Raw genomic sequence first — 21,495 nt, 5'->3', positions numbered from 1 at the left:
CCGATTAATTCACGAATCTTCGACTCATGAACCGCAAAGACCTCGCCACCTTCCTCAAAGTCGCCGAAACCGGCTCCGTCACCCTGGCGGCCGACATGCTCGGTCGCTCGCAACCCTCGGTCACCCGCTGCCTGAAGGACCTCGAAGAGAGCCTCGGGTTTCCGCTGGTCGAACGGGCCGGCCGCCGGATCCAGCTGACCGCCGAGGGTGTGGCCTTCGAGGAAGAGGCGCGCCGCCTGCTGTCGCTCTTCGAGGATCTGCGCGCCCGCACCCTGGCGCGGGCCGCGGGCACGGAACAGCCGCTGGCGATCTCGGCCACCTATGCGCTTGGCACCGGATTGGTGCCTCACGCGCTGGCCCGCTGGCCGGAAAGCGACCGCCCGACGGAGGTGCGCCTGATGCAGGCCGCGCCCAATGCGGTCGCCCAGGACCTGCTGAGCGGCAACGCCCGGATCGGCTTTGCCTCCCTGCCGCTGGACGTGCCGGGCATCACCGCCGAACGTGTCTATGCCGCGCCCCTGGTCGCCGCCCTGCCCGAAAGCCGCGCCGCCGAATTTCCCGAAGGCCAGCCGGTGTCCCTGGCACAGGTCGCCACCGACACCGTGGTGACCATGCTGGACCAGACCCGCCTGCAGGGCCGCATCCGTCAGGCGCTGGAAACCGCGAACGTGCACCCGGCCCGGGCCATGCGGGCCAATTCCTCGGTCTCCGCGCTGCAGTTTGCGCGGCTGACCGGCGCCACCGCCATCGTCGAGCCGGTGACCGCCTACGGCACCTGCCCCAGCGGGGTCATCCTGCGCCCGCTGGTCGAACAGGTGGATTTCACCTTCGGCTTCTTCGTCGCCGCCGGGGGCAACACCGCCCGGGCGACGCAGGACTTCTTCGACCTGTGCGAAGCGGCCCTGTTCGACCTGATCCCCCAGGTCCGCCGCATCGACGGCACGCCCTCTCCCAAATCAGAGACTGACCATGACTGACACCCGCAGCGGCCTTTCGGCCCTCGAAGCCCGACTTGCCAAGGATCTTACCCTGCTGGAACTGCCCTCGAAGTCCTGGGTGCCGGCGCAGGACCATGACGGCCAGCGCGTGCGCGACGTGATCTTCGTGGGCGCGGGCATGTGCGGGCTGGCGGGCGCCGCCCGGCTGAAGCTGTCGGGCGTGGACAACATCGTGCTCTACGATGCCGCGCCGAAGGGCCTCGAAGGCCCCTGGGACACCTTTGCCCGGATGAAGACCCTGCGCTCGCCCAAGACGCTGGCGGGGCCCTGCCTGGGCCTGCCCGCCCTGACCTTCCGCGCTTGGTACGAGGCGCAGTGGGGCGAAGACGCCTTCGACGCGCTCGGCAAGATCCCGAAGGGCATGTGGATGGACTACCTGCGCTGGTACCGCGACGTGCTGGACCTGCCGGTGATCAATGAAACCCGCGTCAGTGACGTGCAGGACGCGGGCGGGAACCTGATCGCCGTGACCCTGACCGACGCCGCGGGCACGCGCACCGAATACTGCCGCCACCTGGTGCTCGCCACCGGCCGCTCGGGCCTGGGCGGCGGCGCCGTGCCCGGCTTCCTGTCCGACGTGGATCGCCGGTTCTGGGCCCACAGCGCCGATGACATCGACTTTGCCGCGTTGAAGGACAAGCGGGTCATCGTGATCGGCGCCGGCGCCTCGGCCATGGACAATGCCGCCACCGCGCTGGAGGCGGGCGCGGCCCAGCTCGACATGCTGATCCGGCGCAAGGAGATGCCGCGGGTCAACAAGATGACCGGCATCGGCAGCCAGGGCGTCGTGCATGGCATGCGCTACCTGCCCGACGCCTGGAAGTACCGGTTCAACGACTACGTCAACAGCCAGCAGGTGCCGCCGCCGCGCAGCTCCACCCTGCGGGTCACGGAACACCCGAACGCCCGCACTTTCCTCGGCTGCCCGGTCGAGGACGTGCAGGAGGCCGGCGACCACATCGTGGTGAAGACCCCCTATGCCGATTTCGAGAGTGATTTCGTCATCGCCGCCACCGGCTTCCGCAACGATTTCACCGGCCGGAATGAGTTCAGCGCCTTCGCCCCCTACATCAAGACCTGGAAGGACGGCGTCTATGACGCCTCGATGGGCAAGCCCATTCCCTTCATGACCGATGCGCCCTACCTCGGCGACGCCTACGAGTTCCTCGAGAAGGAGCCGGGCAGCTGCCCGATGCTGGCGCGCATCCACTGCTTCAACGACGCGGCCATGCTGAGCCACGGCAAGCTGTCGGGCGACATCCCCGCGATCTCGGCCGGCGCCGACCGGCTGATGCGCGGCATCGTGGCCGAGATGTTCAGCGCCGATGTCGAAACCCATTATCAGGGGCTGCAGGCCTACAACGTGCCCGAACTGCAGGGCGACGAATGGGTCGACAGCACCCCTACCCTCATGGAGACCGCGAAATGAGCCTCTCGGGTCGCGAAGACTACATCACCCTGAACGGCTGCCGCTTCCGCTACCGCATCGCGGGCGAGGAGAACGCCGAGACGATCATCCTGCTGCACGGCGGGCGCGGCGCCGGTGACCACATCGGCGAATGGACCGCCTACGCGGCTCTGGCCGACCGTTACCGCGTCATCGCCTTCGACCAGCGCGGCTGCGGCCTGTCGGAAATCGCCTACCCGATGAACTTCCGCCAGTATGCCGATGACGTGGACGCCTTCCGCCGCCACTTCTGCGGCGTGGATGGCAAGATCATCCTGCAGGGCGGCAGCTTTGGCGGGATGATCGCGCTGACCTATGCGGTGCACTATCAGCAGCATCTGACCCACCTGATCCTGCGCGGCACCGCCCCCAGCCACCACCACGAGGCGGAGGCGATCGAGACCTTCAAGGCGCGCATCGACAAGGTGCCCTCGGCCAGCCCGGAGATGATCGACAAGCTGTTCGGCACGACGATCACCGACGATACCGAGTTCCGGCTGATCTGGTTCGCGCTGCAGCCGCTCTACTACGAGGTCTTCGACCCGAACGCGGCGCTGGAACGCACGCGCACGATGCACCTGCATGCGGAAACCCACAACGAGATGTTCCGCGAGAAGGAACATGACCTGCGGGACGCGCTGAAGACCATGACAGTGCCCACCTTCGCCTTCTGCGGCGAGAAGGACTGGATCTGCCCGCCCAGCCAGACCCGGCTGATCGCCGAGCTCTGCCCCAATGCCACCGGCTGGGAAGTGCCGGAGGCCAACCATTCCTGCCATCATGAGCAGAACGCCTTGGTGCTGGAACGCATCCGGGCCTTCCTGGAAGGCGAGGCGCCATGACCGGCTTCATCCTTCGCCGCCTGGGCGAATCCCTTCTGGCCATCTGGGGCGTGGTGACGATCGTCTTCTTCGTCACCCGCATCCTGGGTGACCCGGCGGCCCTGCTGCTGCCCATCGGCGCCTCGGATGCCGACATCCAGGCCCTGCGCGCGCAACTGGGCCTCGATCAACCGATGCTGGTGCAATACGGCCAGTTCCTTCTGAACGCCGTGCAGGGCGATTTCGGCGTCTCCTTCCAGCATGGCCGCGACGCCATGCAGGTGGTGCTGGAACGGCTGCCCGCCACCGCGCAGCTGGCGCTGACGGCCATCGCCATGGGCCTGGTCATCGGCACCGTCGCCGGTTCCATCGCGGCGCTGAAGCGCGGCAAGGCCATCGAGCTGGTGGTGATGGCCGTGGCCCTGCTGGGCCAGGCAACGCCAGTCTTCTGGCTGGGGATCATGCTGATCCTCTTCTTCGCGGTGAACCTGGGCTGGCTGCCCACGGGCGGTTACGGCACCCTGGCGCACCTGGTGCTGCCGGCCTTCACCCTGGCAGTCTTCGTCTCCGCCTCCATCGCGCGGCTGCTGCGGTCGTCGATGCTGGAGATCCTGAAGGAGGATTACATCCGCACCGCGAAGGCCAAGGGCCTGCTGCGCCACACGGTCTTCTTCTGGCACGTGGCGCGCAACGCGCTGATCCCGGTGGTGACCATGACGGCGATCCTGACCGGCGAATTGCTGGGCGGCTCGGTGGTGACCGAAACGGTCTTCTCCTGGCCGGGCATCGGGCGGCTGATCATCCAAGCGATCGAAGCCAAGGATTTCCCCGTCATCCAGGCCGGTATCACCCTGATCGCCGCGATCTTCGTCCTCATCAACTTCCTGGTCGACCTGCTCTACGGCGTGCTCGATCCCCGCATCCGCGCGAACCGCTGAGGAGACGGACAGATGACACATTTCCTCAAGGATCTCTCGCGCTCCAGGGCCGGCCTGTTCGGCTTCGTCCTGCTGGTCGTGATCGTCGCCCTGGCGCTGCTGGCGCCGCTGCTGGACCTGCCCGACCCGACGCGTGGCGATCTGCGCGCGCGGCTCGCCGGGCCGACTTGGCAGGGGCTCTTCTCCCCCGGGGCGCACCCCCTGGGCACTGACGAGGTGGGCCGCGACATCCTCTCGCGGCTGATCCACGGCTCCCGCATGACGCTGATGGTGGCCTCCACCGCCGTGGTGCTGGGCGGCATCGTGGGCACGGTGCTGGGCATCCTGGCCGGCTACAAGGGCGGCTTCATCGACCGGCTTCTGATGCGCCTGGTCGACATCCAGCTGGCGATCCCGCTGATGCTGCTGGCGCTGCTGGTGGTGGCGGCCCTCGGCCCGTCAATCCGCAACGTGGTGCTAGTCCTCGCCCTGACGTCCTGGATCCGCTACGCCCGGATCATCCGCGCCCAGGTGCTGTCCCTGCGCGAACGCGAGTTCGTCCAGTCCGCCCGCGCCATCGGCGCCTCGACGGCGCGCATCATGTTCCTGCACATCCTGCCCAACGTGCTGACCCCCGCCCTGGTGGTCGGCACCCTGGAATTGGCCCGCGTCATCATCATGGACGCCGCGCTGTCCTTCCTCGGCCTGGGCGTGCAGCCCCCGACCCCGTCCTGGGGCCGGATGCTGGCCGACGGTCGCGTCTACCTCTCCTCCGCCTGGTGGACCGTGACCTTCCCCGGTCTCGCCATCGTGCTGACCGTGCTGTCGGTGAACCTCTTCGGTGACTGGCTGCGCGACTACTTCGACCCCAAGACACGGAGCGCCAAATGAGCCTCGACACCAACAGCCCCCGCCCCCGCATCGCCCGCCTGAAGGCCGCGATGGCCGAGAAGGGCATCGACGCTCTGGTCACGTTCAAGCCGGAACACACCTTCTACATGTCGGGCTTCAACCCGGTGCTCTACTCGCATCCGGTGGTCATGATCCTGCCCGCCGAGGGCGCGCCGACCATGCTGGTGCACGCCCTGCGCGATGCCCACGGGCGCGACGAGGGCTTCGTCGAGGACACCCGCGCCTATGGCGTCTGGTCGACGACGAAGACCATGGGCCCGACCTGGCCTGAGGCCCTGCAGAAGATCCTGACCGAGAAAGGCCTGGCCAACGCCGTGATCGGCATGGAGGCCGACAGCACCCCCATGGCCCGCTGGAGCCAGGTGCAGGCGCTGGTCCCGGAGGCAAAGTTCGAGGACAGCTCGAAACTGATCGACCGCTGCCGCCTGATCAAGGACAGCGACGAGATTGCCATGGCCCGCGTGGCCGCCGACCTGGCGGACCGCGGCATGGATGCGGCCATTGCCGCCCTGGCCGACGGCGGGACCGAGCGGGAGGCGCATACCGCGTCCCTGATCGCGATGAACAAGCACTGGACCAACGCCCTGCCCGACGACATCGAGGTCGCCGATTTCGGCGGGCTGGAAGGCGGCATGGTCAACGGCCTGGCCACCTGGGTCCTGTCCGGCGACCGGATGTTCCGCAACTGCGACAACTCGATCTCCCGCACACCGCTGCCGGGCGAAACCGTGGCGATCTTCATCTGGGCCGTGGCCAACGGCATCCATGCGGAGAACGAGCGCACCGTCGCCATGGGCCCCCTGCCCGAAAAGCGCCGCCGCGCGCTGGACACCATCCTGGACATCCGCGAGCAGATCACCCCGGTGATGAAACCCGGCACGCCACTGGCCGAGCTTTACGACATCACCAAGGCCGGCCTGATAAAGGCCGGCTACGACGCCAACATCCCCGGCCGCATCGGCCACACCATCGGCATCGGCGCGCATGAGCACTTCTCGCTCGACGGCAAGACCGACGTGGTGCTGGAGCCGGGCATGCTGTTCACCCTGGAACCCAACCTGCGCGTCCCCGATCAGGGCGTGGCCACCCAGATCAGCGATACCATCCTGATCACCGACGACGGCCACGAGTTCCTGACGAAATCGCGCGGCGGCTACATCGAGGTCTGACGTGGCACTTCTCGAGATCAAGAACCTCACGGTCGAGTTCGACACCCCGGGCGGGGTCGTCCACGCGGTCAACGACCTGAACTACAGTGTCGAGGCCGGTGAGACGCTGGGCATCGTGGGGGAAAGCGGCTCGGGGAAATCCGTGCATATCCTGGCCCTGCTGGGCCTGCTGCCCTGCCCGCCCGGGCGCATCGTGTCGGGCGAGGCCTGGTTCGACGGCCGCAACCTGATGGCCCTGTCCGACAGCGACCTGCGCAGCATTCGCGGCGGTGAGATCGGCATGGTCTTCCAGGATCCGATGTCCTCGCTGAACCCGGTGCTGACCGTCGGGCGCCAGCTGAAGGAGGTGCTGACCCGTCACACCAACCTGACGGGGCGCGCCCTGAAGGCCCGCATGGTCGAATTGCTGGACATCGTCGGCATCCCCCACCCCGAGGCACGGCTGTCGCAGTACCCGCACGAGTTCTCGGGCGGCATGCGTCAGCGGGTGATGATCGCCATCGGCATGGCCTGCAACCCGCGCCTGCTGATCGCGGACGAGGCGACGACGGCGCTGGACGTGACCGTGCAGGCGCAAATCCTGGATCTCGTTCGCCAGCTGAAGCACGACTTCGGCACCACCGTCATCTGGATCACCCATGACATGGGCGTGGTGGCCGAACTCGCCGACACGATCCAGGTCATGTACGGCGGGCGCATCATGGAACGCGGCCCCGTGCGCCCGGTCTTCCACGACCCCCGCTCGGCCTATACCTGGGGGCTGCTGAACTCCCTGCCCGACGAGGGCGCGCGGACGCAGCGGCGCCTCTACCAGATCCCCGGCAGCCCGCCCGACATGGCCAACCCGCCCCCGGGCGACCCCTTCGCGCCGCGCAATCCCTTCGCGACCGAACGCTGCCACCGCGAGGTGCCGCCGCTGCGTGACGTGGGCAACATGCCCGGCCACAAGGTCGCCGCCTGGTACGATCTGCCCGCCCTGCTGGCCGCCCAGTCCGAGAAGGAGCAGACGCCATGACGCAGCCCCCCGTCATCGAAGTGAACGGCCTGATGCGCAGCTACGGCGGCGGCCGCACCCTGCTGGGCCGCGAGAAGCCGGTGATCCACGCGATCAACGACGTCTCCTTCCAGATCGCCGAGGGCGAGACGCTGGGCCTGGTCGGCGAAAGCGGCTCGGGCAAATCCACCACGGGCCGCGCCGTGCTGCATCTGGAACGGCCCGACGCGGGCTCCGTCCGGTTCCGCGGGACCGAGCTTTCGACCCTCGGGCAACAGGGGCTGAAGCCCTACCGCAAGCACATGCAGATGATCTTCCAGGATCCCTACTCGGCGCTGAACCCGCGCATGAAGGTCGGCCGCTTCGTCGGTGAGCCGCTGGTGGTGCATGGGGTCGACAGCGGCTCCTCCCTGCAGGACCGGGTGGCGGAGCTGTTCAAGCTGGTCGGCCTCGATCCCAGCTTCATGAGCCGCTACCCGCACGAGTTCTCCGGCGGCCAGCGGCAGCGGATCAACATCGCCCGCGCCATCGCGCTGCAGCCGGGTTTCATCGTCGCGGACGAACCGATCACCGCGCTCGACGTGTCGATCCAGGCGCAGATCGTGAACCTGTTCCAGGACCTTCAGGACCAGCTGGGCCTGGCCTACCTGTTCATCGCCCACGACCTGTCGATGGTGCGCTACCTGTGCCAGCGCGTCGCCGTAATGCTGCGCGGGCGCATCGTCGAGATGGCCCCGACGGAGCAGATCTTCGCCGATCCGCGCCACCCCTACACCCGCTCGCTGCTGGCAGCGATCCCCGTCCCCGATCCGGACCGCGTGCGTCCGGACCGCCCGCCCTTCGACGTGGCCGCCAACGTGCCGCCACGCGAAGCACCTCTGATCGAGGTCTCCCCCGACCACTTCGTCCTCGATCACCAGGTTCAATGAGGCCCGAACGGCCATGACCATCACCACAGGGAAGATCACCATGACGCTCTCCAAACTCCTGACGACCACCGCCGCGGCCACGATGATGGCCCTGCCGGCCTTCGCGATGGACGTGACCATCGCGCAAACCTCCGCCGTCAACACGCTGGACCCGCACGGCTCCGCCTCGGTGGGCCTCGACCTGTCGGTGCTGTCGCACATCTACCCGACGCTAATCCTGCGCGCGCCCGACTACTCGCTGCAGCCCTCGCTGGCGACCGACTGGGAAGCGGTGGACGACAACACCTGGAAATTCACCCTGACCGAGGGCGCCACCTTCGCCAACGGCGAGCCGCTGGACGCGGAAACCGTGGCCTGGAACATCGCCCGCGTGACCGACGCCGAGAACCCCAAGCGGATCTCCTCCTGGTTCTCGCAGATCGACGGCGTAAACGTGATCTCCCCCACCGAGTTCGAGATCACCACCTCCTCGCCCTACCCCGCGCTGCCCGCGCAGCTGTCGATGTTCATGCTGCTGCCCCCCGAATGGGCCTCCGAGCATGACCCGGTGACCGAGACGATGTCGGGCTTCAAGTACCAGATGACCGAATACGTGCCCGGCGATCACATCACCCTGTCGCCCAACCCCGACTTCTGGGGCGAGGCCGCGCAGTTCGACAGCGTCACCTTCCGCGTGATCCCCGAAACCGCCAGCCGCGTCGCCGCGCTGATGGCCGGTGAGGTCGACCTGATCAACAAGGTCCCCGCCTCCGAGATCGCCCGCATCGAGGAAAGCCCGAACGCCACCGCCGGCGCCGTGGACAGCACCCGGTCCGTCTTCATCAAGTTCAACACCGAGAAGGCCCCGCTGGACAACAAGGCCTTCCGCCAGGCGCTGAACTACGCCGTCGACAAGGAGTTGATCGCCGACGCCCTCTTCGACGGGCTGGCCACCGTGTCGAACTGCCAGGTGATGACGCCCGACTACTTCGGCTACAACCCCGACCTGGAAGCCTACCCCTACGACCCCGAGCGCGCGCGCGAGCTGCTGGAGGAATCCGGCGTCGACCTGAGCCAGACCATCGAGTTCGAACTGCCCGCCGCCACCTACCTGCAGGGCGAGGAAGTCACCCAGGCCGTGGCGCAGATGTTCGGCGACGTGGGCGTGAAGACCGAGATCCAGACCATGGAATTCGGCGCCTACCTCGACAAGTACCGCGCCGCCCATGACCTGGGCCGCCTGTCCCTGCTGGGCCAGGCCTGGGCCACCATCGACGCCGACGGCCTGCTGACCCTGTTCAAGCCGGGCAACCAGTATTCCTACTGGAACGACGAGGCCTTCGACGAACAGCTGGTCGCCGGCATCGCCACCACCGACCCCGAAGAGCGCGAGGCCGCCTACAAGAAGGCGACCGAGATCATGTGCGAAGAGGCCCCCGTGGTCTTCCTCTACGCCCAGCCCGCCACCTTCGGCGCCTCGACCCGTGTCACCTACGAGGGCCGCGGCGACGACTGGCTGCGCGCCTTCGATATGTCCCCGGCGGACTGATACCTCCCCGACTGCGGGCGGGCAGCTTCGGCTGCTCGCCCGTCTTTTTATTCCCCAGGAGCGCAGGATGGAGCTGTTCGCCAGCCATTTCGGGACCTACGAGATCGACCGCAGGGGCGACGCACCCCGCCTGCGCCCCTTCCGTCATGACCCTGCCCCGTCACCGCTTGGCGAAGGGTTCCTGGCCCTTTCCGATCACCCCACGCGGATCCGACAGCCCATGGCGCGCCGCGGCTGGCTGGACGGGGATGGCGGCGCGGCGCGCGGCGCGGACAGCTTCGTCCCGCTTTCCATCGAACGGGCCAGCGAACTGGCCGCGGCCGAGCTGGACCGGGTGCGCCGGATCCACGGCAACGGCGCGATCTTCGGCGGCTCCTACGGCTGGGGTTCCGCGGGGCGGTTCCATCATCCGCAAAGCCAGCTGAAACGCTTCCTCAGCCTCGCGGGCGGCTTCGTTTCGGCCCGTAATACCTACAGTTACGGCACCGCCAAGGTGCTGATCCCGCATCTGGTGGGGCCGGCCTATTCCGACCCGGGCGCGTTCAACCCGACCTGGGACCGGATCGTGGCCGAACGTCCCTTTATCCTGTCCTTCGGCGGCATGCGCCTGTCGAACGCCCAGGTCGAGGCCGGCGGCACCGGCGCGCATCGCACGCGCGGCTGGCTGGCGGCCTTCGCGCAAGCGGGCGGTGAGATGCTGACCCTGTCGCCCGATCGTCGCGACGCGCCGCAGGGCGATCACCTGGCGATCCACGCGGGCAGCGATGCCTGCGCCATGCTGGCCATGGCCCATGTGCTGATCCACGAGGGCCTGGTGGATGAAAATACCCTGCGCCGCCTGACCACGGGCTATGACGCGCTGAAGGCGCTGATCCTGGGTCAGGCCGACGGGTTGGCCCGCACGCCCGACTGGGCCGCGCCGCTAACCGGGATCCCTGCCACAACCCTGACGCAGCTGGCGCGCAAGCTGGTCGCGGGCCCCGCGCTGATCAACCTCGCCTGGTCGCTGCAACGCGCCGTGGCCGGTGAACAGCCCTATTGGGCCGCGCTGGTCCTGGCGGTGCTGTCGGGCCAGATCGGGCAGCCCGGCTGCGGCCTGGCCTGTGGCCTTTCGGCTGTCTCCTCCGTCGGCAACCCGCTGCGCCGGTTGCGCGGCCCGGCATTCGAGCAGGGCGCGAACCCGGTGACCGACTTCATCCCCGTGGCCCGCATCACCGAGATGCTGGAACGCCCGGGCGAGACGATCGCCTACAACGGTGCGTCGCTGACCCTGCCCGACATCCGGCTGATCTGGTGGGCCGGCGGCAACCCCTTCCACCATCACCAGGACCTGAACCGCCTGGCCCGCGCCTGGCGGCGCCCCGAGACGGTCATCGTGCAGGAAAGCGTCTGGACCGCCACCGCGCAGCACGCCGATCTGGTCTTCCCCTCCGCCCTGCCGAGCGAACGCGACGATATCGCCGCCTCATCCCGCGATGACTGGATCATCCGGTCCAGCAAGGTGACCGAGCCGCCTGCGGGCGTCGAAACCGACCATGCCGTGCTGTCCCGGATCGCCGGGCACCTTGGCTTGGCCGAGGCCTTCCACGAGGGGCGCAGCGAGGCCGAGTGGATCAGGCACCTCTACGCGGGCTACCGCGCCGCCTTCCCCGAGCTGCCGGACTGGGACACCTTCTGCGCCACCGGCCACGCCCGTCTGTCCGATCCCGCGCCCGAGGCGGTGAGCCAGCCGCTGGAGGTCTTCCGCGCCGACCCGCAGGCCTCCCCCCTGGCCACGCCCAGCGGACGGATCGAGCTGATGCCCGCCCTGCTGCGCTCCGTCGACAGCCGCCTGGGCGCGCCCCTGACCCGCGTGGCCCCCAGCGATGCGGGCGAAGATCCCGCCCTGCCCCTGCGCCTGCTGTCGCCGCAACCGGCGCAACGGCTGCACAGCCAGCTCGATGGCGCCCCGATTGCCGAAGAAGCGCGGCGCGACGGGCTGGAGGTTGCCCGTGCGCACCCCGACGAGATCCGCGCCGCCGGCCTGACCGCCGGAGCGCCCGCGCTTCTGAGCAATGATCGCGGTGCCGTTCTGGTGGTGATCGAGGCGGACGAGCGCCTCGCCCCGGGCCATGTGGCGCTGCCCACGGGCGGCTGGTACGCCCCGCGCCGGATCGACGGGCGCTGGATCGACTGCGGTGGCAACCCCAACACCCTGACCCGCGATACGGGCAGCTCGGAGTTGTCCCAGGGCGCCAGCGCGGGCGGCGCCCGTGTGCGCCTGGAACCCGCGCCCGCGCCGGAGCATCTGGCCGCAGCCCAGGGTCCTGCCGGAGCATGAGACACCTACACTTCCCGGAGAGATGGGAATATCATTCCCCTCCGACACCAATCAGGTCAGGCTCATGCTAGATTCCTTCGACAAGAAAATCCTCGGATTGCTCCAGAAGAACGCCGAGATGCCAATTGCCGAGATCGCGGCGGAGATCGGCCTGACCACGACCCCCTGCTGGCGCCGCATCCGCAAGCTGGAGGAGCAGGGCTATTTCAAGCGGCGCGTCGCCCTGCTGGACGAGGAGAAGCTGAATGTGGGCGTGTCCGTCTTCATGGCGATCCGCACCAACCAGCACAGCCGCGAATGGTCCAGCGCCTTCGTCAGGGCGACCCGCGACATTCCCGAGATCGTGGATGTCTTCCGCCTGGCCGGCGATGTCGACTACATGCTGCGCGTCGTGGTGCCGGACATCGCCACCTACGACAAGGTCTATCAGCGGCTGATCGAGAAGGTCGAGATCCAGGACGTCTCCTCGATGTTCGCCATGGAAACCATCCGGTCCAGCACCGAACTGCCCCTCGACTATATCTGACCCCGGCACGGCGCCGCGCCGGGGACAGGGACCGGAGCCTCAGGCGGCCGTGCTGCGAAAGACCGCGCGCGCGGGATCGGCCTCGTAGAGATCGACCAGCTCATGCGCCTCGCGCGAGAGCGCCGCGACGCTTTGCAGTATGAACTCCACCTCGGCGTCCGACATCAGGACCGACAGGTTCAGGCGTACGAAGCCGGGCTTCTCCAACTCCTTGCCCGACAGGATGTCGCCGCGAATGCGTGCGACAGCCTCGGCGTCATGGCCCAGCAGGTCGAGGACATAGGGCCCCGCGCAGGCGCAACCGCCGCGCGCCTGAATGCCGTAGCGGTCGCTGAGCATCCGGGTCGCCAGCTGCTGGTGGATATAGCCGCCGCGCGGGTTGCGGATCCGGAAGGACAGGATCGGCAGGCGCGCGGGGCCGGTCAGCCCCAGAAGCTCGACCCCCGGTTCGGCATTCCAGGCGGCAATGGCCCGCGCCGACAGCGTGGCGTTGCGCGCCGTCATGAAGGCCTCACCGATATGCTCCTTCACGATCACCGCCAGGGCCGCGCGGATGTCCCCGACGACGTTGGGCGTCCCGGCCTCCTCGCGCGCCTCCAGCGCATCGGAATAGTCGTGACCCTCGGAGGAAACGAAACGCACGGTGCCGCCGCCGACCCAGGTGGGCCGGTCGGAGACCACGGCATCGCGGCGCAGCACCAGCACGCCCGAGGCGCCCGGGCCGCCGATGAACTTGTGTGGCGAGAAGACCAGCGCGTCGATGCCCGCGCCCTCGGCGGGCTGCATGTCCATCGGCAGGTAGGGGCCGCCCCCGGCGTAGTCCCAGACCATCAGCGCCCCTGCCGCCTTCGCCTGGCGTGTCAGCCCGGCCACGTCGGCGATGAGGCCGGAGACATTGGAGGCCGCCGAGAAGGCGCAGATCACCCGATCATAGGTCCCCGCATCGGCCAGGGCGGTGGCCAGCGCCGCGCGATCCGGCCCGCCGTCGGCGGCCTCGGGCAGTTCGACGACCTCGGCGCCGCATTCGCGCCAGGGCAGGATGTTGGAATGATGTTCGTAGGGGCCGATGATGACCTTCACCCGGCCCCGGTCCGCGCCCAGCAGGCTGACCAGACGATTGAGGCCAGCCGTGGCGCCGCTGCCGGCGAAGATGACCGCATGGTCCTGCGTCGCCCCGCAATGGGCGCCGATGGTGGCCCGGGCGGCATTGCGCAGCCGGGTCATGACGCCACCGCAGTAGGACGCCTCGGTGTGGCTGTTGGCGTAGAAGGGCAGCACCCGCTCCAGCATGAACATCTCCAGCGTGCGCAGCGCCCGGCCGGAGGCGACATAATCCGCATAGACCAGGGGCTTCGGCCCGAACGGGCCCTCGACCATCGCGTCCTTGCCCACCAGGTCCTTGGCAAGCGCGGTCACCGGCGGCAGGGCGGCGCGGAAGGCGGACAGGAGGGAGGCGGGATCGGAAGGGGTCATGGCTGAGGTCCGGGATTGGGGAGAGGAAGCGCCGCCGCGGTGGCGTCGCCGCAAATCTACCAGCCTAGGCCCGCAAGCCGGTTCCAAATTGGGGAAGGACGTGGCCCAGACCTGCAATCGGTTTCCACGGATCGGGCCAAGCGCAGCACTGAATGCTCTGGCGAGCGGGGGACGCGCGGTTTCTGCATCGGGGCGCGCGTCACTGGACCCGCCGGTCAGTCAGGCGAAGCGGGTCGGCAGGTAGGGGATCGGATCAATCCGGTTGTTGCTGCCATAGATGTGGCCGGCCACCATCTGGCCGGTGGTAGCGCCCAGGGTCAGGCCCAGGTGGCCGTGGCCAAAGGCCAGCACGACCCGTTCGGCGCCGGGCACCGGGCCGATCACCGGCAGCGTGTCGGGCATCGCCGGGCGGAATCCCATCCAGCGCGCCTCTCCTGCCCGGTTCAGCCCCGGCAGCATGGTTTCGGCGTGGCGGGCCATGACCTCGACCCGCGACCAGCGCGGCGGCGCCTTCAGCCCGGCCAGTTCCACCCCGCCGCCGATCCGCAGGCCCACCGACATAGGCGTCATGTAATAGCCCTTCTCCGGGATCGACACGGGCCGCGACAGCGTCACGCCCGGATCCGGCAGGGTGACGTTGTAACCCCGTTCCGTTTCCAGCGGGATCTTCAGCCCCAGGGACCGGGTCAGCGCCGTGGAATGGGCCCCGGCGCAAAGCACGACGCGGTCAAAGTCCACCGCGCCCCCTTCCGGCAGGCGCAGGCGCACGCCGGTCTCGGTCGGGGTCACGCCCGCCACCTCGCGCAGGCGCAGCTCTCCGCCCCGCTGCTGCACGGCGCGGGCCAGACGCTCGACCAGACCGTGGGGGTTCAGGCAGTGGCTGAGGTTGGGAAGGTGGATGGCGTAATGCAGATCGCGGGTCAGCGACGGCTCCATTTCGTGCAGGCGTTCGCCCATCACCGGCTCCACGTCGCAGGCGCCATGTTCGGCCTTGGCCTGCCAGCCAGCGCGATCCGCGTCGAAGGCGCGGCGGCTGGTGTAGGCCAGCAGGGCGCCGCGCGTCACGCGCAGATCCTCGGCGCCGATCTGCGACAGCAGTTGATCCCAGTCGCCGCGCACATGCGCCATCAGCGCCGCCATGGCGAGGGTGCCGTGACGCACCTGCACGGGGCGCCCGGCCCTTAGAAACCGCAGCAGCCAGGGCGCGATGCGCGGCAGGTAGCGCCAGCGCAGCGACAGCGGCCCGTCGGGTTGCAGCAGCATCCGCGGCACCTGGCGCAGCATATCCGGAGTGCTTTCGGGCAGCACCGCGTAATCAGCGAAGATCCCCGCGTTTCCGCGAGAGGCGCCGGCGGCCACCCCCTCGCGGTCAAAGACCGTCACGTCGGCCCCGCGCGCGATGAGCGCCAGCGCGCTGCTCAGCCCGACGACCCCGGCCCCGATGATGGCGATACGCATGGCGCTGTCTGTCCCTTCCCGATGCCCCGCATCTGCAGGTAGCTGGAGGGCACCAAAGCTCAGAACGGATACGGATGGAAGGGGTCAGGCCGCGCCACGGGACGGAATGCCGCGCGCGTCAGGCATCTCGAGTCGCGGAAATAATCAAATCAGAGCAAATATTTATTCCAAACCGCCCTTTTGAACGATCAAATGAACGGCTGACGAAAGCCGTCACGCAAAAGCGCGGGAACGACTGGGCCGGGTCCCCGGTGGGCCCCGGCCCGGCCTGTCAGAGGCGTATCACTCCGGCGGCGGCTGCCTGCGTGCGGCCCCGGCGGCCATGCCGGCGCCGACACCCTGCATCAGCGCGCCCATGAGGCCCGGCATGGTGGCACCGGGCACCCCGGCTGCGCCGACGCCTGCGGGCGGCGCGGGCGCTGCGGGCGGGTAGCCATAGGGCAGCTTGCGCCGCGGATGCCGCATGGCAAGGGCCAGCACGATCAGGCCGACGCCAAGGTAGATGCCGCCCAGAACGGTGGCCGCGAACAGCGGGTCCCGCATCTCGACCAACAGGATCCACAGCGCCACGGTGAAGAAGCCCAGCCCCACGAGCATGAGGATCGCACCGACGATCGACGCGCCAGCGCGTAGCGCCATCCGGCGCAGGGCAAAGGAAAACCAGGTCAGCATCGGCGCCCCCTCAGCGGCGCGACAGGACCAGACCCAGCAGGAAGCCGACGCCACCCGCAATGGCCATGGCCGAGGCGGGGTTCTCGCGCACGGCGCTTTCGGCCTGGTCGTAGGCACCGCGGGCGCGCGCCTCAGCCTCCGTCAGGCCGGCCTGGGCGTCATGCTTCAGCTTCTCGGCACGGGCGCGGGCGGAGGCGGTCATCTGATCCTTCTGGGCCTGACCGTAGGCACCAAGGGTGCGCGTCAGCTCGGCAATATCGGCGCGCACCGCATCCAGCTGCGCCTGGATGGCCGCCGGATCCGACGGATCGGTCGGCTTGGTGGTGCTGGCCGTGCTTTCGGTGCTCGCGCTGCTGCCGGTGGAGGATTTTGCGGTCGCCATGTCGGATCTCCTTGCGATGAATCGACGGGAATTCTCTGGGTATCAACCCACGACGCCGCCGCCCGGTTCCATGGAAATCGGGATGAAATTCCATGTGAAAACCGCGGGAGGACGGCCAAAAAACAGCCGCATTCTGACCGTATGGATACTGAAGACCTGATTCCGTTTACCCGTGAGAGCCATGTCGTTCTGTGCCTTCCTCCGCTCCTTCCCGACCCGCCCCCTGCTGGCGGGCCTCATGCTGTCGGCCTTTGCCGGTCTGAGCCTTGCGCCCTCGCCCACAGAGGCCCAGGGGCATGGCTCTGGCGGTCGTTGGGGCGGCGGTGGCTGGGGTGGCGGCGGCGGCGATTGGGAGGACCCCGAGCCAGAACCAGAGCCGGAGCCCGTCGAGCCGACCGGCATCACCCATGTGATCTACCTGATCGGCAGCGACTTTTTCCCTGAAGAGGTGCACGCCCAGCTTGGGGACACCCTTATGTTCGTGAACCTGACCAACAGCAACCAGCTGATCGAGGCGAACGACGGCAGCTGGGCCTCCGGGACGCTGGGCTACCGCAATAGCTACCCCATCATGCTGGACCACGACACGGACTGGGATTTCACCGGCACGACGTACAGCTACAGCTATTGGGGCACCTACGAGACCAACTTCGATGGGCGCGCACTGGAAACCAGCAACGACGATGAAACGGATCCGCAGGTCTACCCCTATGTCGCCACCAGCCTGGCGGAGCGGTTCAACGTCACCGAAGCCGTGCGCCGGATCGAGACGACCCGTCAGCACGTCTATACCGTCGACACGCAGGGCAATATCCTGAACGCTCCGCCGGGCGGCTGATCCTTCCGGCCCTGCGCCCCTCAGATCGGCTCGGCGTCATCCTCGACCAGGGGCTCTATCAGTTCGGGCCCGCTGGCGCGGTTCGAGTTGACCTCTGCCCCCACGCGCCAGCCCTGCAGCACGCCTTCGTCCGCCGGACGCATCAGCGGTGCGGCCCCATGGCCCGCCTCGCCCAGCCAGAGCGGCCAGTCCGGTTCCTCGATCACCACCGGCATGCGGTGATGCACCGGCGCCATCAGGGCATTGGCGGAGGTGGTGACCACGGCAACCGTCTGCAGGCTGTCGGGTCCTTCCCCCCAGGCCTGCCAGATGCCGGCCATTACCAGAGGCGCCCCGTCCGTACGGGAAAAGAACCAGGGTAGCTTGCGATCCCCGGTCCGATGCCATTCGTAGAACCCGGTCACCGGCAGCAGACAGCGGCGTTGCCGGCAAGCCTCGCGAAAGGCCGGCTTATCGGCGATGGTTTCCGCCCGGGCATTGATCAGCAGCGGGCCGTCGGTCGGAGACTGATACCACCGGGGCAGGAACCCCCACCGCATGGCGACGAACCGGCGCGCTTCCGCCCCGCCATCCGAGCGGACGACGGCCAGCGGTTGCGTCGGACACAGGTTGTACTGCGGCACCTCCGGCAGATCGTTGTCCGGCCGGGCGCCGAACAGCCGGGCCATGGCATCATGGGGCAGCGTATTGGCGATGCGCCCGCACATGGCTAGCGCGAGAAGGCCTTGCGGGCGATGTCGATCCGGGCGTCCATCATCGAGATCTCCTTCAGGATCTCCTGGCGCCGGGTCCGGTCCCCGGTCTCCCTCAGCTCCGCGCGCAGGGCACGCAGCTGGCGCGACAGGGTGACGAACTCCGGCTCGCCCCCGGCCTCCTTCACCATCCGGTTCAAAAGCGCGTTCTCCGGGTCATCAACCGCAGGCAGCGGTTTGCCTGCCCCCGGCAGATCCTTGAAATCCCCTCTGGCCTCGGCCTCGGAGATGCGGCTGTTGATGAGGTCGATCAGGGGATGATCCATGGCGCGCTCCTTTCCCCGAAGATAGGTCCTGCCCCCCGGGCGAGGCAAGAGGCGGGCAGGGCTGCTGCGGGTGCGCGACGCCTGCGACATCTGCCAGATCCGCCTGGCGCCACCTCCGCGGCACATCCCCCCAATGCCCTGCTTTTGGGCATCCTTACCATCTGGACCGCCACGTCTGCGGGCGCTGACGGTCCCGATCGGCAACCCGCCGCCGAAAGCGCCTCCCGATCGGCGAACTTCCTCACCGCGCGACAGATCCCTTTCCGGAAACACTATGGGTTGTGATATTTACTCACCATTCAAATTTTTACTTTGAGGTTTTCATGACATACAGACTAGCCCCCATTGCCGCCCTTGTTCTGGGCCTTGCCTCTCCCGCCGCCGCAGACCCGACCGTCGGTTTCGGCCTGACCTTTGCCTTCGGTGGACAGACGGCCACCGATGTGGGCCTCGGTCTGCGGGTCTTTTCGGACGACGAGGAAGACAGCACCGTTGCCTCCATCGGCATGGACTACCTGTTCACCTCGCAAAGCTGGCGCGCCACGGCAGGCGTCGCACAGCTGATGGATGACATCTACATCGGCGCCGATGTCGGCTGGCGTCTGACCGGCGGCGGGTTCGATTTCGGCCTGTCCACTGGGGCGGTCGACACCGACGACGACAGCGGTGACGGCGGGGATGGCGGATACGTCCCGCCCGAAACCGAAACACCGCCGGTTCTGATCGGCATAGACTGACACGAAACACGGGTGCCATGGCGCGCGCCCTGACGCCCGCCGGATCCCGGTGGGCGTCTTGCCCCCTCCCTCGCCTTCACGCCCAGACAGCCAGCCCCCCTAGTTAGGGGAGTTGCCGGTTCCGCCGGAAGCGGCTTTGCTCTTGGGCAAACACGAAGAGGACGAGGATCTCATGAAATACAAAGCCTTGACTGCCGCTGCCCTGGCCCTTGGCCTGACCGGCCCGGCGAGCGCCGACCCGCTGATCGGCTTCGGCGTCAGCTTCGCCTTCGGCAATGGCGGCACCGATGTCGGCCTCGGCCTGCGGGTCTTTTCGGACGACGAGGAAGACAGCACCGTTGCCTCGGTCGGCATGGACTATCTCTTCACCTCGCAAAGCTGGCGCGCCACCGCGGGCGTGGCGCAGCTGATGGATGGCTCCTACATCGGGGCTGATCTGGGCGTGAAACTGAACGGTGGCGGCTTCGACGCCGGCCTGTCGCTCGGCGCGGCAGATACCGAGGATGACGATCCCTCGGCCCCGCCGCCGCCGCCGATCGATCAGGGCCAGCAGCAGCCCGGCTGATCCGGCAAAGGCCGGACCACATGCGAACGCCCGCCGGTCAACCGGCGGGCGTCTTGCGTTTTGCACCAGGTGGACCCGCACCAAGGCGGGCCGGGCTGCGTCACTTCACGGTGATGCGGCCATCGGTGTAGGGCGTGTAGGGCGCGTTCTCGGCCAGGTATTCCGCCGTCACGTCGGCCAGGTCGGGGCCGTAGTCGTAGGCGTTCATGGCGTCCTTGAACATCGCGTAGCCGTCCCCACCATTACGGACGTAGTTGTTGGACACGACGCCATAGACCTTTTCCGGATCGATCGGCTCACCGCCCACCATGACCTCGGAGATGCGCGAACCGGGCTCGGCCGCCGGATCGACGGTGAAGGTCACGCCGGCCACCTGCGGGAAGCGGCCTGCGCCCTCTTCCATCTGGCTTGCGCCGTTTTCCAGCGCCTCGACGAAGGTCGCGCCGGTCACCTGGAAGGTCGACAGGGTGTTCTGGAAGGGCAGCACGGTCAGCACCTCGCCCATGGTCACCTCGCCCGCGTCGATGGAGGCGCGGATGCCGCCGCCGTTCTCGATGGCGATCTCGATGCCCTGGTCGGCGACCCGCTCCAGCATGGCGTCGGCGATCAGGTTGCCCATGGAGCATTCCATGGCGCGGCAGACGTCGCGCGACCCGATGATCTCCTCCGAGGCCTCGGCGACCACGGTATTGCGGATCTCGTCCAGCGGCTCGGCCGCCTCGGCGATGCGCTCGACGGTGGCGTCATCCTCGGCCACGGCCGCGTCCATGATCAGCGGCGCGCCCTCGGCGGAGATCACCGCCCCCTCGTCGTCGAAGGTCACGTTCAGCTCGCCCAGGAACTTGCCGTAGGCATAGGCCGAAACGATGGCGGTTTCGCCGACCATGGTCGGGTACGGGCCTTCGGCGTCTTCATCGTCATTGGCCAGATAGGTGTTGGAATGACCGCCCACGATCACGTCGACGCCGGTGGTGTTGGCCGCCACCGTCTGGTCGACGCCATAGCCGGAGTGGGACAGGACGATGATCTTGTTCACGCCCTCGGCGGTCAGCTTGTCGACCTCGCCCTGCACCGCCTCGGAGGGGTCGGTGAAGGTGATGTTGTCGCCCGGGCTGGCCAGTTCGTCCGTGTCTTCCGGCGTCAGGCCGATCAGGCCGATGGTTTCGCCGCCCACCTCGATCGTGGTGGATTTCAGCAGGGTGTCGGCCAGCAGCGGCTCGGCCGAGACATCGGCGTTGGACATCAGCACGGGGAATTCGACCGCATCCATGAAGCCGCGCAGAACCTCGGGGCCGTCGTCGAACTCGTGGTTGCCCACGGTCATCGCGTCGTAGCCCATCTTGTTCATCATCTCGGCCGCGAGCTTGCCCTTGTAGTAGGTGTAGAAGAGCGTGCCCTGGAACTGGTCGCCGCCATCCACGAGGATGGAATTCTCGGCGCGGCCACGGGCCTCTTCCACCGCCGTCACCAGGCGGGCGGAGCCGCCAAAGCATTCGCCGGCATCGTTGTCCTCGGCCGAGCAGCCGGAATCGTATTTCGAGATCGGCTCGAAACGGGCGTGGAAATCATTGGTGTGAAGAATGGTCAGCGAATAATCGGCCATGGCGGTGCCGGCGCTCAGCGCCAGGGCGGCCACGCTCGTCAGCAGACGGACGGACATCGGGTTTCTCCCCTCTAAGGTCAATTCTTATACCGGGATGCTGCCCCGGCGCATGCCACCTGTCAAAGCCGAACTCTGCGTCAGGGCCATGACACCGGCGCCCCGCGCAATGGAGTCTGACCAGACGATCA

The 21,495-nt window shown here is 68.0% G+C and carries 21 protein-coding genes; 14 read left to right on the top strand and 7 right to left on the bottom strand.

The features are described from left to right. The first annotated feature begins 26 nt into the window (after nucleotides 1-26). The 11 genes from LC066_RS05345 (at nucleotide 27) to LC066_RS05295 (ending at nucleotide 12,561) form a co-directional block, all read left to right on the top strand. Nucleotides 27-977, top strand: coding sequence for a LysR family transcriptional regulator (locus LC066_RS05345; protein ID WP_222476642.1), 951 nt, complete (start codon nucleotides 27-29; stop codon nucleotides 975-977). Then, complete coding sequence (locus tag LC066_RS05340; RefSeq protein ID WP_224897003.1) at nucleotides 970-2,427, top strand: flavin-containing monooxygenase; 1,458 nt, start codon at nucleotides 970-972, stop codon at nucleotides 2,425-2,427. Before LC066_RS05345 ends, LC066_RS05340 begins: the two co-directional genes overlap by 8 nt. Then, the gene (locus LC066_RS05335) at nucleotides 2,424-3,287 is read left to right on the top strand and encodes an alpha/beta fold hydrolase (protein ID WP_224897001.1); all 864 of its coding nucleotides are present in this window, start codon (nucleotides 2,424-2,426) and stop codon (nucleotides 3,285-3,287) included. The genes LC066_RS05340 and LC066_RS05335 overlap by 4 nt, the downstream gene beginning before the upstream one ends. Beyond that, nucleotides 3,284-4,204 carry an ABC transporter permease gene (locus LC066_RS05330; RefSeq protein ID WP_222476635.1) on the top strand — a complete coding sequence of 307 codons (921 nt, stop codon included), beginning with the start codon at nucleotides 3,284-3,286 and terminating at the stop codon, nucleotides 4,202-4,204. The genes LC066_RS05335 and LC066_RS05330 overlap by 4 nt, the downstream gene beginning before the upstream one ends. Before the next feature lie 12 nt (nucleotides 4,205-4,216). Beyond that, nucleotides 4,217-5,074 carry an ABC transporter permease gene (locus LC066_RS05325; protein ID WP_224896999.1) on the top strand — a complete coding sequence of 286 codons (858 nt, stop codon included), beginning with the start codon at nucleotides 4,217-4,219 and terminating at the stop codon, nucleotides 5,072-5,074. After that, nucleotides 5,071-6,264 carry a M24 family metallopeptidase gene (locus LC066_RS05320; RefSeq protein WP_224896997.1) on the top strand — a complete coding sequence of 398 codons (1,194 nt, stop codon included), beginning with the start codon at nucleotides 5,071-5,073 and terminating at the stop codon, nucleotides 6,262-6,264. The genes LC066_RS05325 and LC066_RS05320 overlap by 4 nt, the downstream gene beginning before the upstream one ends. A 1-nt stretch (nucleotide 6,265) precedes the next feature. Next, entirely contained in the window at nucleotides 6,266-7,279 is a 1,014-nt protein-coding gene (locus LC066_RS05315; protein WP_224896995.1) for an ABC transporter ATP-binding protein, read from the top strand. Then, nucleotides 7,276-8,187, top strand: a complete 912-nt coding sequence (locus tag LC066_RS05310; protein ID WP_222476626.1) for an ABC transporter ATP-binding protein — start codon at nucleotides 7,276-7,278, stop codon at nucleotides 8,185-8,187. The genes LC066_RS05315 and LC066_RS05310 overlap by 4 nt, the downstream gene beginning before the upstream one ends. 13 nt (nucleotides 8,188-8,200) lie before the next feature. After that, nucleotides 8,201-9,715 carry an ABC transporter substrate-binding protein gene (locus LC066_RS05305; protein WP_085886214.1) on the top strand — a complete coding sequence of 505 codons (1,515 nt, stop codon included), beginning with the start codon at nucleotides 8,201-8,203 and terminating at the stop codon, nucleotides 9,713-9,715. 67 nt (nucleotides 9,716-9,782) lie between these two features. Then, nucleotides 9,783-12,035, top strand: a complete 2,253-nt coding sequence (locus LC066_RS05300; RefSeq protein WP_224896993.1) for a molybdopterin-dependent oxidoreductase — start codon at nucleotides 9,783-9,785, stop codon at nucleotides 12,033-12,035. A gap of 64 nt (nucleotides 12,036-12,099) precedes the next feature. Then, on the top strand, nucleotides 12,100-12,561 hold the full coding sequence (locus tag LC066_RS05295) for an Lrp/AsnC family transcriptional regulator (RefSeq protein ID WP_222476615.1): 462 nt from the start codon (nucleotides 12,100-12,102) through the stop codon (nucleotides 12,559-12,561). 39 nt (nucleotides 12,562-12,600) lie between these two features. Here the strand turns inward: LC066_RS05295 and LC066_RS05290 are convergent, their stop codons facing one another. The 4 genes from LC066_RS05290 to LC066_RS05275 form a co-directional block, all read right to left on the bottom strand. Continuing rightward, nucleotides 12,601-14,034, bottom strand: a complete 1,434-nt coding sequence (locus tag LC066_RS05290; RefSeq protein WP_224896991.1) for an aminotransferase class V-fold PLP-dependent enzyme — start codon at nucleotides 14,032-14,034, stop codon at nucleotides 12,601-12,603. Between the two features lie 219 nt (nucleotides 14,035-14,253). Continuing rightward, the gene (locus LC066_RS05285; RefSeq protein ID WP_224896989.1) at nucleotides 14,254-15,492 is read right to left on the bottom strand and encodes an NAD(P)/FAD-dependent oxidoreductase; all 1,239 of its coding nucleotides are present in this window, start codon (nucleotides 15,490-15,492) and stop codon (nucleotides 14,254-14,256) included. A gap of 282 nt (nucleotides 15,493-15,774) precedes the next feature. Beyond that, on the bottom strand, nucleotides 15,775-16,164 hold the full coding sequence (locus tag LC066_RS05280; RefSeq protein ID WP_222476605.1) for a phage holin family protein: 390 nt from the start codon (nucleotides 16,162-16,164) through the stop codon (nucleotides 15,775-15,777). A 10-nt stretch (nucleotides 16,165-16,174) separates the two neighbouring features. Beyond that, a complete protein-coding gene (locus LC066_RS05275) occupies nucleotides 16,175-16,546 on the bottom strand; it encodes a DUF883 family protein (protein ID WP_222476603.1) in 372 nt (123 codons plus the stop codon). Between the two features lie 181 nt (nucleotides 16,547-16,727). Between LC066_RS05275 and LC066_RS05270 the strand changes: the two genes are divergently transcribed. Then, nucleotides 16,728-17,384: a hypothetical protein gene (locus tag LC066_RS05270; protein ID WP_224896987.1), complete on the top strand. Its 657-nt coding sequence runs from the start codon at nucleotides 16,728-16,730 to the stop codon at nucleotides 17,382-17,384. Between the two features lie 20 nt (nucleotides 17,385-17,404). On the opposite strand, the gene LC066_RS05265 is transcribed toward LC066_RS05270, so the two are convergent. Beyond that, nucleotides 17,405-18,091 carry an SOS response-associated peptidase gene (locus LC066_RS05265; RefSeq protein WP_224896985.1) on the bottom strand — a complete coding sequence of 229 codons (687 nt, stop codon included), beginning with the start codon at nucleotides 18,089-18,091 and terminating at the stop codon, nucleotides 17,405-17,407. A gap of 2 nt (nucleotides 18,092-18,093) precedes the next feature. Next, complete coding sequence (locus LC066_RS05260; protein WP_224896983.1) at nucleotides 18,094-18,402, bottom strand: DUF1992 domain-containing protein; 309 nt, start codon at nucleotides 18,400-18,402, stop codon at nucleotides 18,094-18,096. 323 nt (nucleotides 18,403-18,725) lie between these two features. Between LC066_RS05260 and LC066_RS05255 the strand changes: the two genes are divergently transcribed. Together LC066_RS05255 and LC066_RS05250 are read left to right on the top strand one after the other, a co-directional pair. Further along, nucleotides 18,726-19,139 (top strand): hypothetical protein, encoded by a 414-nt coding sequence (locus tag LC066_RS05255; RefSeq protein ID WP_224896981.1) that lies wholly within the window; start codon nucleotides 18,726-18,728, stop codon nucleotides 19,137-19,139. 172 nt (nucleotides 19,140-19,311) lie between these two features. Next, a complete protein-coding gene (locus LC066_RS05250) occupies nucleotides 19,312-19,704 on the top strand; it encodes a hypothetical protein (protein WP_224896979.1) in 393 nt (130 codons plus the stop codon). Nucleotides 19,705-19,804: 100 nt separating this feature from the next. Here the strand turns inward: LC066_RS05250 and LC066_RS05245 are convergent, their stop codons facing one another. Then, on the bottom strand, nucleotides 19,805-21,364 hold the full coding sequence (locus tag LC066_RS05245; RefSeq protein ID WP_224896977.1) for a bifunctional metallophosphatase/5'-nucleotidase: 1,560 nt from the start codon (nucleotides 21,362-21,364) through the stop codon (nucleotides 19,805-19,807). Nucleotides 21,365-21,495 lie beyond the last annotated feature (131 nt).

This window comes from Pseudooceanicola marinus (genome assembly GCF_020177265.1).
GTDB lineage: Bacteria > Pseudomonadota > Alphaproteobacteria > Rhodobacterales > Rhodobacteraceae > Pseudooceanicola > Pseudooceanicola marinus_A.
The sequence above is the reverse complement of the archived record's forward strand: the minus strand, read 5'-3'. Positions and strand labels throughout refer to the sequence as shown.

Excerpts from the sequence above, each read along its gene's own strand:
- LC066_RS05345 (WP_222476642.1), top strand. The coding sequence starts at position 27 with ATGAACCGCAAAGACCTCGCCACCTTCCTCAAAGTCGCCGAAACCGGC.
- LC066_RS05340 (WP_224897003.1), top strand. The coding sequence starts at position 970 with ATGACTGACACCCGCAGCGGCCTTTCGGCCCTCGAAGCCCGACTTGCC.
- LC066_RS05335 (WP_224897001.1), top strand. The coding sequence starts at position 2,424 with ATGAGCCTCTCGGGTCGCGAAGACTACATCACCCTGAACGGCTGCCGC.
- LC066_RS05330 (WP_222476635.1), top strand. The coding sequence starts at position 3,284 with ATGACCGGCTTCATCCTTCGCCGCCTGGGCGAATCCCTTCTGGCCATC.
- LC066_RS05325 (WP_224896999.1), top strand. The coding sequence starts at position 4,217 with ATGACACATTTCCTCAAGGATCTCTCGCGCTCCAGGGCCGGCCTGTTC.
- LC066_RS05320 (WP_224896997.1), top strand. The coding sequence starts at position 5,071 with ATGAGCCTCGACACCAACAGCCCCCGCCCCCGCATCGCCCGCCTGAAG.
- LC066_RS05310 (WP_222476626.1), top strand. The coding sequence starts at position 7,276 with ATGACGCAGCCCCCCGTCATCGAAGTGAACGGCCTGATGCGCAGCTAC.
- LC066_RS05305 (WP_085886214.1), top strand. The coding sequence starts at position 8,201 with ATGACCATCACCACAGGGAAGATCACCATGACGCTCTCCAAACTCCTG.
- LC066_RS05300 (WP_224896993.1), top strand. The coding sequence starts at position 9,783 with ATGGAGCTGTTCGCCAGCCATTTCGGGACCTACGAGATCGACCGCAGG.
- LC066_RS05295 (WP_222476615.1), top strand. The coding sequence starts at position 12,100 with ATGCTAGATTCCTTCGACAAGAAAATCCTCGGATTGCTCCAGAAGAAC.
- LC066_RS05290 (WP_224896991.1), bottom strand. The coding sequence starts at position 14,034 with ATGACCCCTTCCGATCCCGCCTCCCTCCTGTCCGCCTTCCGCGCCGCC.
- LC066_RS05285 (WP_224896989.1), bottom strand. The coding sequence starts at position 15,492 with ATGCGTATCGCCATCATCGGGGCCGGGGTCGTCGGGCTGAGCAGCGCG.
- LC066_RS05280 (WP_222476605.1), bottom strand. The coding sequence starts at position 16,164 with ATGCTGACCTGGTTTTCCTTTGCCCTGCGCCGGATGGCGCTACGCGCT.
- LC066_RS05275 (WP_222476603.1), bottom strand. The coding sequence starts at position 16,546 with ATGGCGACCGCAAAATCCTCCACCGGCAGCAGCGCGAGCACCGAAAGC.
- LC066_RS05270 (WP_224896987.1), top strand. The coding sequence starts at position 16,728 with ATGTCGTTCTGTGCCTTCCTCCGCTCCTTCCCGACCCGCCCCCTGCTG.
- LC066_RS05265 (WP_224896985.1), bottom strand. The coding sequence starts at position 18,091 with ATGTGCGGGCGCATCGCCAATACGCTGCCCCATGATGCCATGGCCCGG.
- LC066_RS05260 (WP_224896983.1), bottom strand. The coding sequence starts at position 18,402 with ATGGATCATCCCCTGATCGACCTCATCAACAGCCGCATCTCCGAGGCC.
- LC066_RS05255 (WP_224896981.1), top strand. The coding sequence starts at position 18,726 with ATGACATACAGACTAGCCCCCATTGCCGCCCTTGTTCTGGGCCTTGCC.
- LC066_RS05250 (WP_224896979.1), top strand. The coding sequence starts at position 19,312 with ATGAAATACAAAGCCTTGACTGCCGCTGCCCTGGCCCTTGGCCTGACC.
- LC066_RS05245 (WP_224896977.1), bottom strand. The coding sequence starts at position 21,364 with ATGTCCGTCCGTCTGCTGACGAGCGTGGCCGCCCTGGCGCTGAGCGCC.